General features: G+C 65.4%; 15 protein-coding genes. 5 read left to right on the forward strand and 10 right to left on the reverse strand.

The genetic code is table 11. The features are described 5' to 3' along the window. Positions 1–327 precede the first annotated feature (327 nt). Positions 328–1,752: a toll/interleukin-1 receptor domain-containing protein gene (locus HU230_RS28350; protein WP_176528969.1), complete on the forward strand. Its 1,425-nt coding sequence runs from the start codon at positions 328–330 to the stop codon at positions 1,750–1,752. A 140-nt stretch (positions 1,753–1,892) separates the two neighbouring features. Here HU230_RS28350 and HU230_RS28355 read toward each other — a convergent pair whose 3' ends face one another. The 3 genes from HU230_RS28355 to HU230_RS28365 all read right to left on the reverse strand — a co-directional run bounded on the left by HU230_RS28355 (position 1,893) and on the right by HU230_RS28365 (position 4,110). Beyond that, entirely contained in the window at positions 1,893–2,630 is a 738-nt protein-coding gene (locus HU230_RS28355; RefSeq protein ID WP_176528968.1) for a hypothetical protein, read from the reverse strand. A gap of 108 nt (positions 2,631–2,738) precedes the next feature. Further along, positions 2,739–2,996 (reverse strand): hypothetical protein, encoded by a 258-nt coding sequence (locus HU230_RS28360; protein WP_176528967.1) that lies wholly within the window; start codon positions 2,994–2,996, stop codon positions 2,739–2,741. A gap of 115 nt (positions 2,997–3,111) precedes the next feature. Continuing rightward, entirely contained in the window at positions 3,112–4,110 is a 999-nt protein-coding gene (locus HU230_RS28365; protein WP_420840811.1) for an NAD(P)H-dependent flavin oxidoreductase, read from the reverse strand. Between the two features lie 64 nt (positions 4,111–4,174). Between HU230_RS28365 and HU230_RS28370 the strand changes: the two genes are divergently transcribed. Further along, a complete protein-coding gene (locus HU230_RS28370) occupies positions 4,175–5,737 on the forward strand; it encodes an AMP-binding protein (RefSeq protein ID WP_176528965.1) in 1,563 nt (520 codons plus the stop codon). 150 nt (positions 5,738–5,887) lie between these two features. Here HU230_RS28370 and HU230_RS28375 read toward each other — a convergent pair whose 3' ends face one another. The 7 genes from HU230_RS28375 to HU230_RS28405 form a co-directional block, all read right to left on the reverse strand. Beyond that, positions 5,888–8,059 carry an ATP-binding protein gene (locus HU230_RS28375; RefSeq protein ID WP_176528964.1) on the reverse strand — a complete coding sequence of 724 codons (2,172 nt, stop codon included), beginning with the start codon at positions 8,057–8,059 and terminating at the stop codon, positions 5,888–5,890. Positions 8,060–8,296: 237 nt separating this feature from the next. Further along, positions 8,297–9,070 carry a thioesterase family protein gene (locus HU230_RS28380; RefSeq protein ID WP_176528963.1) on the reverse strand — a complete coding sequence of 258 codons (774 nt, stop codon included), beginning with the start codon at positions 9,068–9,070 and terminating at the stop codon, positions 8,297–8,299. After that, positions 9,070–10,041, reverse strand: coding sequence for an NAD(P)H-dependent flavin oxidoreductase (locus HU230_RS28385; RefSeq protein WP_176528962.1), 972 nt, complete (start codon positions 10,039–10,041; stop codon positions 9,070–9,072). The genes HU230_RS28380 and HU230_RS28385 overlap by 1 nt, the downstream gene beginning before the upstream one ends. A gap of 170 nt (positions 10,042–10,211) precedes the next feature. Continuing rightward, on the reverse strand, positions 10,212–10,712 hold the full coding sequence (locus tag HU230_RS28390) for a superantigen-like protein SSL4 (protein WP_176534827.1): 501 nt from the start codon (positions 10,710–10,712) through the stop codon (positions 10,212–10,214). 124 nt (positions 10,713–10,836) lie between these two features. Next, the gene (locus HU230_RS28395) at positions 10,837–11,418 is read right to left on the reverse strand and encodes a YqaA family protein (protein WP_176528961.1); all 582 of its coding nucleotides are present in this window, start codon (positions 11,416–11,418) and stop codon (positions 10,837–10,839) included. A 63-nt stretch (positions 11,419–11,481) separates the two neighbouring features. After that, positions 11,482–11,883, reverse strand: a complete 402-nt coding sequence (gene hisE, locus HU230_RS28400) for a phosphoribosyl-ATP diphosphatase (RefSeq protein WP_176528960.1) — start codon at positions 11,881–11,883, stop codon at positions 11,482–11,484. A 123-nt stretch (positions 11,884–12,006) separates the two neighbouring features. Next, positions 12,007–12,450 (reverse strand): hypothetical protein, encoded by a 444-nt coding sequence (locus HU230_RS28405; RefSeq protein WP_176528959.1) that lies wholly within the window; start codon positions 12,448–12,450, stop codon positions 12,007–12,009. Between the two features lie 261 nt (positions 12,451–12,711). Between HU230_RS28405 and HU230_RS28410 the strand changes: the two genes are divergently transcribed. The 3 genes from HU230_RS28410 (at position 12,712) to HU230_RS28420 (ending at position 17,447) form a co-directional block, all read left to right on the forward strand. After that, positions 12,712–13,767 (forward strand): ABC transporter substrate-binding protein, encoded by a 1,056-nt coding sequence (locus tag HU230_RS28410; RefSeq protein WP_176528958.1) that lies wholly within the window; start codon positions 12,712–12,714, stop codon positions 13,765–13,767. 246 nt (positions 13,768–14,013) lie between these two features. Further along, positions 14,014–15,792, forward strand: a complete 1,779-nt coding sequence (locus tag HU230_RS28415; RefSeq protein ID WP_176528957.1) for a glucan ABC transporter ATP-binding protein/ permease — start codon at positions 14,014–14,016, stop codon at positions 15,790–15,792. Positions 15,793–16,043: 251 nt separating this feature from the next. Further along, positions 16,044–17,447: a D-alanyl-D-alanine carboxypeptidase family protein gene (locus tag HU230_RS28420; protein WP_210284379.1), complete on the forward strand. Its 1,404-nt coding sequence runs from the start codon at positions 16,044–16,046 to the stop codon at positions 17,445–17,447. The last annotated feature ends 108 nt before the right edge of the window (positions 17,448–17,555 follow it).

Here is a 17,555-nt window from a genome sequence, read left to right on the forward strand (position 1 = left end):
CGTGCGTCCAGGCGCGAACCGCGCCAGGTCATGAAATAAAGCGATGCGTTCAAATCGACACATCGGCAGAGTTTCGAAAAATTTTAGCCAATCCGCCCCGATACACGACAAGCATCGCGCGCCGGTTCCCTAGGTATCTTGCACATGGCACACCCTAAGGTATAGTGAGGTAAATCACTGGCAGGCGGTTTTTCTTTTTCGCGCCCGGCGATCGCACATTTCAGAGACGAGCTATCATTCTGTCCGCGGCAGGACGTGCAGCCGCGGCATTCGGCCGATGAGACACGGCCAGCCGTCGCAGCAAATTCATGCAGATCGGATTTTGCCATGCAAAATGATTTCTCGGTCTTTATCAGCCACCGCGCCGAAGACAGATTTCTCGCGCGTCTGTTGAAGGCGCGGCTCGAATATCTCAGCAGCCTGGACGGTCAGCGTTCGGTGGAATGCTTTGTGTGCGAGGAAATTCCGGGCGGCACGGAGTGGCGGCAATGGATGATCGACAACACGGCGAAGGCCGACTGCCTGATCTTCATTCACACCAATGCCGAGCACAATTGGACGTGGTGCGCGTCCGAGATCGCCCAGTTCGACGGCTACAAGCGCGCGCTGAAGCTCATGTCAAAGGTGCTGTGGTTCTCGGTTGATGCCTCACCCTCGTTTCCGATGCTGGCAGAGAACGAGTTTTACGGGATCGGCGAGGACGAGGTCCGGCGGTTTCTCGAAGATCTGTTCGTGCGGCCGACCTTCGGTGCCGTGCCGCTACGGCCGAAACTGAACGCCAATCACGCCCGCGACTTCAACGAGGCGGTGAAGGACCTGCACGCGCAGTTCATGCAGATCACCCGCCCGGAAGAGCTGTTTCGTCTGCGGCTTCGCATCGTGTTCAGCGACGAGTTGTCGTTCCGGCAGAAGGCCGATGCGCTGAAGGCATTGCCGCCGTCAGACCGAGCGCGGGGATTCCTGACGGATGCCAGGCTGGAGGCGGATCCCGCCACCACCACGCTGCTGTCCGGCCCTGATGCAGCTGATCTCGACTGGGAGGACCTGATCAGCGCACAGAACCGGTATGACAGTGGCGCCTGGCTCGACGAGTTGACGAGCTACGTCGCGAACTCGTTCTCCGACGTGGACATTGCCAGCCGGCGAAGCCGCGAGCAGGTCCTCAGTCCGATATTTCGCGATTTGAAGCTGTATCAACCGGTCATTGCCCGGCTCGAATATCTCGACAGCACGCCGTTCTCGGTCGTCATCATCTTCGTGCCGATGCCGCCATTCAGCGAGGATCCAAGACTGATGGTCGCGCAGAACATGCCGAAGGACATCGTCTTCCTGTCGATCCTGCTGCGACTGGCGCGACGCTTCAGATGGTCGTTTCTCGAGCCGCTGTACAACGCGGTCGAGAACCTGGACGATGATTTCAGCGCCAAGCGATGGGACGATCTGCTGCAGCGCTACCACGAATGCCTGGAAAACCTCGATTCGATCCTACGACAGGGCAACATGCGCGAGCTCGAGACCGTCGGCGACATCAAGTCGACGATCAACATCTCCGACGATGCGCTCTTGAAGGAGATGTTCAAGGATTGGGGGACGTTTCAGAGCCGGCTTGCGCAGGCCATCGAGAAGAAGTCGCCGGGCGATGTGCGGCAGACGCTGGAGCCCTGGCTCAAGCGCAACAAGGACTTCATGAAGCAACTACTCGTCGAAACCCAGGGCAAGGTGGACAAGCTGCGTCCGCTGGAAGCCCACTAGAGCTTCAGTTCTGATTAAATCAGAACCGAAGCTCTAGATTGTTGTTTTGACGCGTTTTCTTCACGCGAACCGGTGTCCACTTCGCTCGAAAACGCTCTAGAACTCATCGGCCGCAGGTTCGGTTCGGCCGACCCTTGCGCTCAGATCATCGAAGCGACGCGTTCCAGACCGATCAGGCGCGCCAGCGAGCGGACCTCGTTCTTCTGATCCTCGCGGAGCTGGAACAGCAGCGGCATCGCCGCCGACTTCAGCTGCTGGACTTCCTCGGAGTCGGGATCGATCGGCATGGTTCCCGATGCGGGATCGCCCTGGCGCTTGGCGTGGATCTTGCGCGCGACGGCGCGCAGCGCAGTCTCGACCGCCGGCCAGTAATACTCCTGCGATGACGACAGTTTGAGCCGGTCCTTGATGCCGGCGATCTGCGCGTCGCTGAGCAGGGCGTAGGTCTTCTGCGGCGCCGGCTTGGCGGCCGCCTTGGGCTTCGGCAGCGCGGCGGGGGCGGTCGGCGCCTGTGCGGCGGGCTCGGCGATCTGCGGCTGGGCCGCATCGACGGGGTCATTGATCTTCGGCAGGCCGATATCGGCAGGCTCGGCGGAGGCATAGGCCTGGCGCACGGTATCGGTCGCGCGCGGGATCGCGGCTTGCGCGCGCAGCAGGAGCGGCGACGGACTGGCGGGAGGCTCGGCCGGCCGCGGCGCCTCGAAGGCGGCGGTCGCGAGTGTCGTGACCGCAAGCTTGTCCTGCTTGCTGGCGCGATTGGCCACCGGACCAATGTCGGCCTGCGCCGCGGGCAGGCTGTCGCGGCCCAAAATGGCTGTTATCGCGGCGCCGGCGAGGAGGAAGCAGGTCAGCGCGGCGAGGGTGATGGCTCTGGTCAAAAACTACTCCATTCCCGGCCGGTGTTGCCGCAAACTGCGCGAGAAATGCGGCGTTACCGTGCCGTGACAGTGCCAAATAGGTGAAATCGTCCCGAAACGGCCCGAAAATCAGGCCGCGGCGTCAAGCTCATAGGCTTCCTGGATGTCGGCCACGATCTCATGCGCCGTCCAGAGGGCACCGGGCTGGACCGAGTGCAGGCTGACCGTCCAGTTGGTGCGGCGGGTGCGCGGCGTGCTGACGATGTCGAATTCGACCTGACGGCACAGCGGATGCCGCTGCAGGGCGTAGAACACGCGGGTCCGGAGATCGTCGAGCGATGCCGGAGTCTTGGCCGGATCCTTGGCGAAGTGCGCCTCAAAAGCCATGTCGCATTCCCACAACTGCCGGGCGGCCAGCCGCGGCGGCGGACCATCCCGTGACGCTATTGTTGGGACTGGCATGGTTAATGCCGCGTTAAGCGGACAGGCGGGACTTGATGGGTCAGGCGAGCCGCACCCGCGCGCTCGCCACCTCGTACTCCGCGATCGTCTGGGCCAGCAGATCATCGACCGCGAGCACCCCGGTCACCCCTGAGGTGGAATGACCGCCGCTCCAGATATCGCGCCAGCGCTTCGGCCGGCTTTCGCGGGCGCCGATGTCGATGTCCTTGGCGATGTCGATCGCGCCGCGCGCCGGCAGGTCGTCGGGATCGAGGCCGGCGGCCTCGATCGAGGGCCGCAGCATGTTGGTCTGCAGGCCCGTGAAGGCCGTCGTGAGCAGGATGTCATCGGCGGTCGCCTCGACCAGCATCTGCTTGTATCTCGCGTCCGCCATGCTCTCGCGCGTCGCGATGAACTTGGTGCCCATATAGGCGAGATCGCAGCCGAGCGCCTCCGCGGCGCGCAGCGCGTGGCCGTCGCTGATGCCGCCGGCCAGCACGATGGGGCCGTCGAAGAATGCGCGCACCGCGCGGACGAACACGAACGGATTGAGCCAGCCGGTCTGCCCGCCGGCGCCCGCGGTGAGCAGCACGAGCCCGTCGGCGCCGGCCGCGACCGCGCGCTCGGCATGACGGATCGAGGCGACGTCGGCGAACACCAGCGCGCCGGCATCGTGCAGAGGTGCGAGCACCGGCGCGGGCGAGCCGACCGAGGTGATCACGAGCTCGGGCTTGTGCCGCAGCAGCACCGCGAGATCCTGCGCCAGCCGCGTGTTGGAGCGATGCACGATCAGGTTCGGACAAATCGGCGCTGCAGCTTTGCCGCTTGCATCGGCATGCACTTGCAGGCGGCGCGCGACGTCGCCGAGCCATGCATCGAGCTGTTCCGCCTCACGGCAATTCACCGTCGGGAACGAACCGACCACGCCGTTGCGGCAGGCAGCTACCACCAGCTCGACGCCCGACACCAGAAACATCGGCGCGGCAATCAGCGGCAACCGGAGGCGGTCGCGAAAACGCGCGAGAGGATCAGCGGACAAGTTGTTTCTTCCCTGCATCATTGTGTTAGCGTTGCGCCAACATTGGCACGAGAGAAGCCAAAGACAAAGCGGGAGGGACAACGAGATGAGCAATCCGCTCTATGCATTTCCGGCGGTGTGCGAGCAGACCTTGCGGGCACTGGCACGCTATCCGTCGCGCACGGCCTTCGCCTGGCCGGGCGGCTCGCTCAGCTATCAGGGCGCGACCGACCTGATCGGACGGATGCAGAGCGTGTTCATGCGGCTCGGCTTCGCGCCGGGCACCCGCGTCGCGCTGCTCACCGCCAACCGTGCCGACAGCTGGTGCGCCGGCGTCGCCGCGCAATTGTCGCGGCTCGCGATCACCTGGCTGCACCCGCTCGGCTCGCTCGACGACCAGCTGTTCCAGATCGAGGACTCCGAGGCCGAGATGCTGATCGTCGATGGCATCACGTTTCGCGATCGTGGCGGCGAGCTCGCCGCCAAGGCCGCCGGCCTGAAGACCGTGTTCACGCTCGGCCCGGCGGATTACGGCGCCGACCTGTTGCAGGTGGTCGAAGATGCGGGCAGCGCGACCGCGAAGAACTTCGCCCGCGAGGACGACATCTCGACCTTGAACTACACCGGCGGCACGACCGGCAAATCCAAGGGCGCGCTGCGCTATCACCGCGAATATGGCGGCTTCGCCGCCGCCATCCTTGCCGACTTCGAGATTCCGGAGACGCCGCGCTACCTGACGGTGGCGCCGATCAGCCATGTCGCCGGCACCAAGGTGCTGCCGACGCTGATGCGCGGCGGCACCGTGCACATGCTGAAGGGGTTCGATCCGGAGGCCGTGTTCAAGACCATCGCGCGCGAGAAGATCAACTTCACGCTGTTCGTGCCGACCATGATCTATGTGATGCTGGATCATCCGGCGCTGCCCAAAACCGACCTCTCCTCGCTCGAGCTGTTGCTCTACGGCGCATCCGCGATGTCGCCGAGCCGGCTGGTCGAAGGCATCGAGCGCATCGGCCCGGTGTTCTCACAGCTTTACGGCCAGACCGAATGCTATCCGGTCTCGGTGCTGCGCAAGGCGGACCATGACCCGAAGACGCCGGAGCTGTTCCTGTCCTGCGGCTTCCCGATCACCGCCTGCCAGGTGAATATCCTCGATCAGGACGACCAGGAGGTCGCGACCGGCGAGGCCGGCGAGATCTGCGTGCGCGCCACGCATGTGATGGCCGAATACTGGAAGCGGCCCGACATCACGGCGGAGACGCTGAAGAGCGGCTGGCTGCACACCGGCGACATCGCACGCAAGGACGAGCGCGGCTACATGTTCATCCTCGACCGCAAGAAGGACATGATCGTCTCCGGCGGCTTCAACATCTTTCCACGCGAAGTCGAGGATGTGCTGTCGCAGCACGCCGACGTCGCGATGGTCGCCGTGGTCGGCGTGCCCGACGACAAATGGGGCGAGGCCGTCACCGCCGTCGTGGTGGCGCGCGAGGGCGCTGTGCCCGACGCCGACGAGCTGATCAGCCTGGTCAAGGCGAAGAAGGGCTCGGCGCACGCGCCGAAGCAGATTCAGTTCGTCAAGGAGCTGCCGATGACCGGCGTCGGCAAGGTCGACAAGAAGGTGCTGAAGGCGCGCTTCTGGTCCGGCCGCGACCGCATGGTGGGGTAGCTGCGCAAGTTCCCAACCGTCATCCTGAGGAGCGCGCCCTTGCGCGCGTCTCGAAGGATGCACGGCCCCGATGCCGCCGTGTGCTGCAAGCAACCTGTCCTCGCGGCAAGAGCTGGGCCGTCGCCCTTCGAGACGCCGCTTCGCGGCTCCTCAGGGTGACGGAGAGAGCGTGGAAGGCGCGGCGAGACTGTCGCTGCTCGCTGCAGCCGCGAGCTGACCGCCCCCCTGCCCCAGCAGCTGATCGAGCCGCTCGCGCAGCTGATCCTGGTGGTAGGGCTTGGCCAGCCGCGGCAGGTCGACCTGAGTGCCGTCGGGCAATTCGGCATAGCCGGTGGCGAGCAGGACGACGAGATGCGGGCGCAACTCGCGCGAGGCTGCGGCCAGTTCGAGGCCGGTCATGCCGGGCATCACGTGATCGGTCATCATCAGGTCGATCTCCTGGTCGCTCCGGAGGATATCGAGCGCGTGCGGTCCGGAACTGGCGCCGATCACGCGATGGCCGAGGTCCTCCAGCATCTCCATGGTCGACATCGCGATCAGCGGATCGTCGTCGACCAGCAGGATCACCGCCGATCGCTTGACCTTCTGCGCCGCAGGCGCCGGGCTCTCGACCGCCGGCGCTGTTGTCGCGACCGGCAGCACCAGCACGGCCGTGGTGCCCTTGCCGACGGCGCTCGACAGCTGCAACGCGCCGCCGAGCTGCACCGCGAGCCCGTGCACCATCGACAGGCCGAGACCGGTCCCCTTGCCCACCGGCTTTGACGAGAAGAACGGCTCGATCGCCCGCTTCAGCACGTCCGGCGACATGCCGCTGCCGCTGTCGACCACCGACAGCTTCAGGTAATTGCCCGGCTGCAGCGCGGGATCGCCCTTGATCTGATCGCTCCCGACCTGATCGTTTCTGGCCTGATCGTTTTTGGCCTGCCAGGCCGCGAGGCGGATTTCGATCACGCCGCCATCCGGCATCGCATCGCGCGCGTTGATCGCAAGGTTGAGCACCGCAAGCTCGAGCTGGTTGGTATCGACGCAGGCCGCCGGCAGTCCGTCCGGGATGTCGAGGCGCAGCGTGATGCGCGGCCCGAGCGAGCGCTCGAGCAATTCGCTCATATCGCGCACCAGCGCGCCGAGATCGACCGGCACCGCGCGCAGATCCTGCTGCCGTGCGAAGGCCAATAGCCGTTGCGTCAGCGAGGCACCGCGCTCGGCGCCCTGCAACGCGCCATCGACCAGCCGGCGCAGGCGCGGGTCCTCCGGCATCCGCTTGCGCAGCAGATCGAGATTGCCCATCACGGCCATCAGCAGATTGTTGAAGTCGTGCGCGACGCCGCCGGTGAGTTGGCCGATCGCCTCCATCTTCTGTGCATGGCGGAGCTGTTCCTGCGCCCGCTCGCGCGCGGCGACCTCCTTCATCAGGTCGGCGGTGCGCTGTTCGACCCGCAGCTCCAGCGTCGCGGTGAGCTCGGCAAGCGCGGTGCGCTCCGCGGCGAGCTGCGCCAGCAGCGCCTCGCGCTCGATCTCCGCGGTCTTGCGCGCGGTGATGTCGGAGCAGACCCCGACCAGCGATCGGATGTTGCCGTCGGGGCGGCGCACCGCACGGGCGCGGACGTCGACCCAGTGCTGGGTGCCATCGGGCCAGATGTTGCGATACTCGATCCGGTAATCCGCGCCGGTGCGCAGCGTTTGCTCGACGATTTCGCTGCGGCGGGCGCGGTCATCGGGATGCACCGCGTCGAGCAGATCCTGATAGGTGAAGGGATCGCGAGGCTTGCGTCCGAAGAATGCCTTGCAGGTCGGCGACGCCTCGAGCTCGAAATCCGGCAGATGAAGTTCGAGCGCGCCGAGATGGCCGGCATCGAGCGCGGTCTGCAAAAGGTCTTCGCTCTCGGTCAGGTCTTCCAGTATCTGGCGGGTCTGGTACTGGCGGCGGCGGCCGCGCACCGCCGCTGCGACCAGGCTCACCAGCGTGGTCGGATGGAACGGACGCTCGATGAAGGTGACATTGCCGAGCGCGCGGCCGAGCCGCGCCGCTTCAGGATTGCGCTCGGGCCCGCCCTTCTCGCTCATCAGCACGATGGGAAAATCCGACCATGACGGCTGCTCATTCAGCCAGCTCGTCAGGCCGGCAAGGTCGGCGGTCCTGATCGCCTCATCGGCAATGATGGCAAGGCCCGCCCCGCTCGCGACCTGGTGCTCGAGCTCGGCGAGGTCGCCGCAGATGTTGGCGTAGTAGCCGGCTTCCTTGATCAGGTGGGCGGTCTTGACGGCGTCCCGCTCGCTCGCGGCGAGGATGACCGCGCGTTCCGAGGACGGGCCGGGCTTCACTGCGAGGCTCCGGGCCGCTCCGGAGCGCCGATACCATCCACCCGCAACGCACAAGGCCGCCGGACGGCCTTGGCCAGGAAACCGGCGGCGAGATCGATGCGCGTCATGACACCCCCTAACGAGACCAAAACTCGTTGGTGCCGCCAACCGTTCCGGAGGCGCAGGGGTATTTTTGCACAAGGGCGGCCGCTGCGGGCTGCCCTTCTCTCCATCGTGGCGGCTGAAACCGGCCCGGCGCTAGCGCCGCTCGATCACGAGGCTCTGGACGGTACGGCCGAAATAGCCGCGCTGGTCGGCGAGCCGCGACATCGCAAGCCCTGCGCCGTCAGGCCCGATCCAGGACTCGCTGTCGAGCAGGACCCAGTCGCCGACCGGCTCGCGCGCCAGGCTCACGGTGAGATCGGCGTTGATGAAGGTCCACTGGCTGAAATCGAGCGCCGGCGAAACGCCGTTGGAGAAATCCGAGGCGACCACCGCACGCATCGCCTGCGAAACGGCGACGCCTGCGATCAGCGGCTGGTTGACGCGGAACCAGATCGCGCCTGGGCCCAGCACGCCGAAGCGGCCGCGCGCGGCGCGCATCGAGATGTTTTTCACGAACGGACTATTCGCGAGATTGCCCGGCTCGACGATACTTTCGTCGGGGCCCGGCAGATCGACCGGAACGGCTGCGACATCCGGCGGCAACTCGGCCGCCTGCTGCTTGATCTTGAGCACGGTGGCCGAGACGACGAGAACGCCGTCGGCGAGAAGTCTGACGCCGCAGAGCTGGATCTTGCGGCCGTCGCGCAGGATCTCGCTCGAGACCGTCAGCGGCACCACCGGCACCGGACGCATCAGGTCGATCGTGACCCGCGCAATCCGCATCGGCACCGGCGTGGGGATGGCTTCTGCGACCCACACCACCAGCGCGGCCGGCGCGGAACCGTGCTGCATCCGCGGATCCCATGGACCCGCGGCATCCGGACTGGTGACGACGCGGTCGCCGTCAACGCGAAAGATCGGCTCCATCACGCAAGCGCCGGATCGACCGCTTCCTCGTACTCTTTCCTGAACCGCGCGATCAGCTCGGCCGCGGGCACCACCTTGGAGATGCTGCCGACGCCCTGGCCGGAGCCCCAGATCTCCTTCCAAGCCTTCGGCTTGGCGCGCTCGCCCGACGAATCGGTGCCGAAGCTCATCTTCGACGGATCGGAGGTCGGCAGGTTTTCCGGATCCATGCCGGCCGCGACGATCGACGGCTTCAAATAGTTGCCGTGCACGCCGGTGAACAAATTGGAGTAGACGATGTCCTCGGCGGACGAATTGGTGATCATGCTCTTGTAGCCCTCGACCGCGTTCGCCTCCTGCGTCGCGATGAAGGCCGAGCCGATATAGGCGAAGTCGGCGCCGATGATGCGCGCCGCGCGAATGGCGCGGCCATTGGCGATGGTGCCCGAGAGTGCGATCGGCCCGTCGAACCACTGCCGGGTCTCGGACACGAACGGGAACGGCGACAGCGTGCCGGCATGACCGCCGGCGCCGGCCGCGACCAGGATCAGGCCGTCGGCGCCCTTCTCGATCGCCTTGTGCGCGAACTTCTGGTTGATCACGTCGTGAAAGACGATGCCGCCCCAGCCGTGGACGGCCTGGTTCAGCTCCTCGCGCGCGCCAAGCGAGGAGATGATCATCGGCACCTTGTGCTTCTCGCAAAGCGCCATATCGTGATCGAGCCGGTTGTTCGACTTGTGCACGATCTGGTTCACCGCGAACGGCGCTGACGGCCGCTCCGGATGCGCCTTGTCGTAGGCGGCGAGCTCTTCCTTGATCCGGTACAGCCATTCGTCGAGCAGTTCCGGCGGCCGCGCGTTCAGCGACGGAAACGAGCCGACCACACCGGCCTTGCACTGGGCGATGACGAGGTCGGGCACCGAGATGATGAACAGCGGCGCCCCGATCACGGGAAGAGACAGGCGGCCCTTGAACAGAGCAGGCATGGACATTGGCGGCAGATCCTCAAATTGGTTGGTCTCGATGCTGACCGTCATACCAACAAGGCAATCTTTCCAGTGTCAAGTATTGCGTCATGGCGCTGCAAAAAGGATGACAAAACCTCATCCAGATGTCGTGTTTTCGGGCGGATCTGGCATCCCAGACGCAGTTTCGACCGCCCCTACTGGCAGACCGCCCGTGTCACGAAATTTTCCGTCTTGCAGTCGTTCGGCCCTCGCTTGTGGCCCGGCAGATAGACCAGCGGCGAGCATTTCTCGGAGGCGTCGGTATCGATGCTCTTGCCCTCCTTGAACCCCTTGCTCTGGCACAGCCGGTCGGCGCCGATCTTGCAGTCCGGCGCACCGTTCGAGGCCACCACGCAGGCCGCGCGCCCGGTCACCATCGTCGAGGGGCGCGCGATGTTCGACAGATCGTTGATGGTCTCGCCGGGGCTCTTCAACGACGGTAGCGCCGACTTCAACTTCTCGAACAGCTTTCCGATTTCGTTGATCAGCCCGGGATTCTCGCGCTCGACCGGCGCCGGCGGCAACTCGATCTGTTGTTGCTGCGGAGACTCAGCCGGCTGCTGCGCCGGCGACTGCACGCCGAGCGCGGGCGGCGCAGTCTGCGCCCGTGCGCTGTCGGTCGCAGGCAGCGCCATCGACAGCGCAAGGCCCGCCATCGCAACGCACGCCTTGGCGGGATTGAGTCTCGCGAGGTTCACGGGTCGTCGATTCCATCAGCCAACGCAGCGACCGTAGTCCGAAGCCGTCCGCGAGCAAAGACGCGAACAGCTAGAACTTTGGTCAGATCAGCTTGAATGCGACAACAAAGCCCAGCACCAGCACGATCGCGCCGATCGCGACCCACAGGCCGAGCCGCTTCTCGAGCTCGGCGCGGATGACATCGCCATAGCGGTTGAGCAGCACCGCGACGAAGAAGAAGCGGCCGCCGCGTGCGACGATCGAGCACATGATGAACAGCCCGATGTTGTAGCCGGCAAAGCCCGACGTGATCGTCACGAGCTTGTAGGGGATCGGCGTCAGCCCCTTCACGAGGATGATCACGGCACCCCACTCGGCATAGGAGGCGCGGAACGCGTCGACCTTGTCGGAGAGGCCATAGAGATGGATCAGCCACTGCCCGAGCGAGTCATAGAGCAGCGCGCCGATCGCGTAGCCGAGCACGCCGCCGGCGACGGACGCGACGGTGCAGACGGCCGCGAACCACCAGGCCCGCTTCGGCCGCGCTAGCGACATCGGCAACAGCATGATGTCAGGAGGGATCGGGAAGAAGGAGCTCTCGGCGAAGGCGACGGCCGCGAGAATCCAGAGTGCGTAGGGCTTGTCGGCCGCTGCGACGCACCAGTCGTAAATCCGTTTCAACATGGGCGCGATGAACCATCATGGAGCGGATTTGTCCATGCCGGGAATGGATCGAATTTGGTTGATTTACGACTGCCGTTTGCGCAGCCGGTTCTCCAGCGCGACAATTCGACGCCGAACCACCGGAACGGGCGCGGTCTTGGGCAGCTTGACTGGCGACTTCGGCAACTTCTCGGCGATCCCGAGCAGCCGCTCGCGCCGCTCCATCTCGCGCCAGACATCTCCCGGCTTCACGCCGGCCGATGCCCAGAGAACGGTGAGATTGTAGAGCAGGTCCGCGCTCTCGCGGACGACGGCATCCGGCTTGCCGCTGACGGCGTCGATCACGACCTCGACCGCTTCCTCGGCGAGCTTCTTGGCCATCTTGGCCGGCCCGCGCTGGAACAGCCGTGCCGTGCGCGACGTAGCCGGATCAAGATCCTTGGCCGCGATCACCGCCTGGTAAAGCCGCTCGATCGAATCACTCATCCTACGAGCCTAATCGAAACGCGTCGCCAGCGTGTTAACGGGCAAGCCGACAACGAAAAATCCACCGGCCTCACAGCCGGTGGATTCGATACTTTGTGACAGTTCTGCGAACCGATGACGATGTCAGTACGGCGTATAGGGCAGTGCCGAGCGGCGCCCGTAATAGCCGTGATAACCATAGTACGGTCCGCCGCCATAATAGGCCGGCCCACCACCATAGTAGGCGGGACCGCCGTAGTAGCCCGGGCCGCCGTCGTAGTAGCCATAGGAGTCGTAATAGTCGCGACGGTTCTGGGCTGCAGCGATCGCCAGACCCGTGCCGACGATCCCGGCGAACACAGCCGCAGCGGCCGCACCACCGCCTCCGCCACGATAGTAGCGACGGCGCGCGCTGATGTCGGTCGCGCCGCTCGTGCCGTGCGATGTGGTCACAGCGGCCGCCTTGTCCGCCGGAGCAGAGCCCGCGAACGCCATCGTCGGCTCAACGGCCGTCAACGCCACCGCGGCAACCGTCGCCAATGTGGCTGCGCGGCCAATGGACGAAAAAACACCCTTTCGCGCAAACATTGCAGTCATCCTTGTGGAAGCCGGCCCGGCGGGCCCTGGTTAGCTAACCACTACCCCTAGATTAGGTTCCCCAAACCGAATGCAAGCTGAACAACCTTGGGTTAAATCATGGCAGTCATCGGCCGTTCACCTTGCCTGGGGCAGGATGCCGGCAAATAACGCTTGAAATTGATGCTTGAATTGCACCCTGCCCTGGCGCATTCGATGTCATGAAGCAGGCGCAGCCGGCGCGGCACTTTGTCTCGCCTCCCGGATGTCATGATGCAGGTAAGTCGGACCACCGTTCTCCGCTGGATACTGGCCGGCGTGATTGGCCTTTCGGGCGGCGTGTGGCCGGCCGTCACGCCGCTGCGCGCCGGCGATGCGCCTCAGCCACTCACCATCCAGTTCACGCTCGACCGTCCGCTTGATGCCGCCGCGGCCCCATTCGTGATGGCGTCGGCCGGCGGCCTGTTCAGCGCCGAGGGCCTTGCGGTCGGCACCAACGTCGCCACCAACTCGGCGGATGCGATCGCGCGCGTCGCCGACGGCTCGAGCGATTTCGCCCTCGTCGACATCAACGCGCTGATCCGCTTTCGCGACAAGCCTGGTGCTGCCCCCGTCAAGTCGGTGTTCGTGCTGTTCAACCAGGCGCCTTATGCGATCATTGCCCGCAAGAGCCGGGGCATCAAGGCGCTGACCGACATCCAGGACAAGAACCTCGGCGTCGCCGAGGGCGACCTGTCGATCCGGCTGTGGCCCGCGGTCGCCAGGCAGAACGGCATCAAGCTCGCGAGCGTGAAGCAGAACACGATCAGCGCCGCGGTGCGCGAGCCGATGCTCTCCGCAGGCCAAATCGATGCCGTGACGGGCTTCTCCTATCTCTCGGCGATCAATCTGCGCGATCGCGGCGTGCCTGCCGATGACCTCGCGGTGCTGCGCTTTGCCGACTATGGCTGCGAAGCCTACGGCTTTGCCGTGATCGTCAGCCCGCGCCTTGCCGCGGCGAAGCCGGACGCGGTGAAAGGTTTCGTGCGCGCGGTGATCGGCGGCACCAACCTCGCGGTCAAGGACCCGGCCCGCGCGGCGAGCGAGGTGGCGAGCCGGATGGATGGCGGCTCGCGCGACCTGGAGCTCGAGCGGCTGGGCGCCATCATCCGCGACAACATCCTGACCGGCGAGGTGAAGCGCAACGGCCTCGGCGGCATCGAGCCGGAGCGCTTCGAGCAGTCCGTCGACCAACTCGCGGAGGACTTCAAATTCCAGAAGCGGCCGCACGCTGCCGACATCTTCGACGACCAATTCCTGCCGCCGATCGATGGCCGGCTGGTGAACTAAACCCTCACCCTATCCACGTCATTGCGAGCGAAGCGAAGCAATCCATTGTCACAGAGCAAGCGGAAACATGGATTGCTTCGCTTCGCTCGCAATGACGTGGGTGCATCGGTACTCGGCCTCCGGATGAGGTCAACGGAATTGGATAACGCAGGAAGGGGAGCCATCGCCCGCTGGCCCTCGCTGGCGAACCCTGATTAAATTGCATCCCGCCTGACCGGGCGCCCACCGCTGACGAGTCCCGCCGGCATGTCCATGCTTCGCCTCTATACCCGCGTCCTCGAACTGCTCGGCAAGGAGGCGCGGCTCGGCTGGATCCTCGCGGCCGCCAACATGCTGCTCGCCGGCGCGCAGTTCGCCGAGCCGGTGCTGTTCGGCAAGATCGTCGACGTGCTGTCCGGCCGGCCGGTCACCGGGCTGTTCGCGACCTCCTCGGCATGGCCGCTGCTCGCGGCCTGGGCGGCATTCGGCCTGTTCACGATCGGCTGCAGCGCGATCGTCGCGTTGCAGGCCGACCGGCTGGCGCATCGCCAGCGCCAGGCCGTGCTGACGGATTATTTCGAGCACATCCTGCAGCTGCCGCTGACCTTCCACTCCGGCACCCACTCCGGGCGGCTGATGAAGGTGATGCTGAACGGCACCGACGCGCTGTGGCGGCTCTGGCTCGGCTTCTTCCGCGAACACTTCGCCGCGATCATGTCGCTGGTCGTGCTGTTGCCGCTCGCGCTCTACATCAACTGGCGGCTGGCGATCCTGCTGTTCGCGCTCTGCGTCGTGTTCACCGTGCTGACCACGCTGGTGGTACGCAAGACCTACGGCATGCAGAGCGAGGTCGAGGCCTATTACAGCGACCTCTCGGCGCGCGCCTCAGACGCGCTCGGCAACGTCGCGCTGGTGCAGAGCTTCGTGCGGATCGATTCCGAAGTGCAGGGCCTGCGCTACGTCGCCGACAAGCTGCTCGCGGTGCAGATGCCGGTGCTGTCATGGTGGGCGCTGGTCACCGTGATCACGCGCGCCTCGACCACCATCACGGTGCTCGCGATCTTCACGGTCGGCATCGCGCTCCACAATGAGGGCCTCACCACGGTCGGCGAGATCGTGATGTTCGTCTCGTTCGCCACCATGCTGATCCAGAAGCTCGAGCAGGTGGTGAGCTTCATCAACAATGTGTTCATGGAAGCACCGCGACTGCAGGAGTTCTTCGACGTGCTCGATGCGGTGCCGGCGGTACGCGACCGGCCAGGCGCGGTCGATCCCGGCCGGCTGTCCGGGCTGGTCGAATTCAACGACGTCTCGTTCTCCTATGACGGCAAGCGGCCGGCGATCGAGGATCTCTCCTTCACCGCGTTGCCCGGCCAGACCATCGCGCTGGTCGGTGCGACCGGTGCCGGCAAGTCCACCGCGATCGCGCTGCTGCACCGCGCGTTCGATCCGCAATCCGGCATCATCGAGATCGACGGTATGGACATACGTGCGCTGAAGCTGACCGCGCTGCGGCGGAACATCGGCGTGGTGTTCCAGGAGGCGCTGCTGTTCAACCGCTCGCTCGCCGACAATCTGCGCGTCGGCAAGCCCGACGCGACCGACGAGGAGCTGCGTACCGCCGCAGCGCGCGCGCAGGCGCTGGATTTCATCGAGCGCAGCGAAAAGAAGTTCGACACCCATGCCGGCGAGCGCGGCCGCATGCTGTCCGGCGGCGAGCGGCAGCGGCTGTCGATTGCGCGTGCGCTGCTCAAGGATCCGCCGATCCTGATCCTCGACGAGGCGACCAGTGCGCTCGACGCCGTCACCGAGGCCAAGGTCAATGCTGCTCTCGACGAAGTGATGAAGGGCCGCACCACCTTCGTGATCGCGCACCGTCTCTCGACCATCCGTTACGCCACCCGCATCCTGTTGTTCGACCAGGGGCGGGTGATCGAAAGCGGAACTTTCGATGAACTGGTGGCGAAAGGCGGGCGTTTTGCCGAACTCGCACGGGCCCAGTTCATGGTCCAGGAACAGGCGCGCGCCGGCACCGAGGCACCATAATTCTCCCCTTTCCAATTGAGGCGGCTGCCGAAATTCAGCCGATTTCGTCCACCATATAATCGGCCGGCCTCTGTTCTCAGCCAGCAAGCCGGTATAAGTTTGCATCGCCGCAATGCGGCGCCGGACACGCTTGAAACCCGTACGTCACATCGCAAGACCTCCTTCTCGAAGGCGGGTCTCAAAGGACCGGAACCGTCGTGTATTTTCCTCGCCCGCTGCGCCCGTCGTTGAAATGGATTCTAGCCGTCGCGATGCTCGCCATCGCAACGCCGCAGATCGCGCAGGCCGAGGCGCTGCTGGTCGTCGAGGCCGATACCGGGAAGGTGCTGCAGGCCGACAATGCGACGATGCCGTGGTATCCGGCCTCGCTCAGCAAGCTGATGACCGCCTATGTGACGCTGAAGGCGGTCAAGGATGGCCGGGTGTCGCTCGACACGCTGCTCACGGTGTCGCCGACCGCGTCATCGCAGTCGCCCTCGAAGATGGGCCTTCGGCCCGGCACCCAGGTCACCGTCGACAACGCGCTCAAGATGATGCTGGTGAAGTCGGCCAACGACATGGCCGTGGTGCTGGCCGAGGGCATCGGCGGCTCGATCGACGGCTTTGCCGGCGAAATGAACCAGACCGCGCAGAAGCTCGGCATGACGCAAACGAGCTACGTCAACCCGAACGGCCTGCCCGCCGACGGCCAGATCACCTCGGCGCGCGACATGGCGATCCTCGCCCGCGCCATCATCCGCGACCTGCCGGAATACGAATATTTCGTCCACATCCCGTCGATCCGCTTCGGCCGCCGCATCACCCAGAACTTCAACAAGCTGATCGGCCGCTATCCCGGCGCCGACGGCTTCAAGACCGGCTTCATCTGCGCCTCCGGCTACAATCTCGTGGCGTCGGCGACGCGCGACGGCAAGCGGTTGATCGCCGTGGTGCTCGGCGCCTCTTCGGGTCGCATGCGCGCGATCCGCGCCGCGCAGCTCTTGGATCGCGGCTTTGCCAATAACGGGCTGGCGTGGCTGCGGCCCTCGCTCGGCACCGTCGACAATCTGGTGCCGATCGATTCCACCCCGCCGAACCTGCGCGAGGAGATGTGCGGCGCCAAGCACAAGCGGCCTGCCAGCGACGAGGACGGAGAAGACACCGTCGCCAGCGCTGGCACGAGCACCAACGGCGACAGTGGCGTGAGCTTCTTCGCCTCGGGCCTGCAGGCCGCGATGCCGACAAAACCGGCCGACCTTCTGGCGCAGCCGGCGGCGGCGTCCGAACCGGTCGTGGTTTATACGGGACCGACCAAGACCGGCGCTGCGTTGATCGCCGCGGTCGAGGCCGACACCGAGAAGCTGCAGCCGGCCAAGCGCGGCAAGGGCAAGCACACCCGTGTCGCCGGCAAGAAGTCCGATGCGGCTGATGACGCCAAGGGTGACGCCAAGAGCGCCTCCAAGTCGGATAATTCCAAGTCGGACAACAAGCCGGCGGCCAAGCCCGTACGTCACGCCAACGCCAAGCCGTATGCCGCAGCTGCGAAGCCCGCCGCGGACAAGCCTGCCGCCGCAAAGCTTGCCGGCAAGCCGGCTGCGGCAAAGCCTGCTGCGAAGCCCAAGGCCGAGAAGCCCAAGGCTGAGAAGCCGAAGGCCGACGCCAAACCGGCAGGCTAGCAGAGCGCCACCCCCTCCGATCTCCCAATGCGTCGATAGCGCGCAGCGGCTTGCCATTGGCCGCGGCATCGCTCAATACTGCCTGAAATAAAGCGGCCAAGATAATAC

The organism is Bradyrhizobium quebecense (assembly GCF_013373795.3).
Classification (GTDB): Bacteria; Pseudomonadota; Alphaproteobacteria; order Rhizobiales; family Xanthobacteraceae; genus Bradyrhizobium; species Bradyrhizobium quebecense.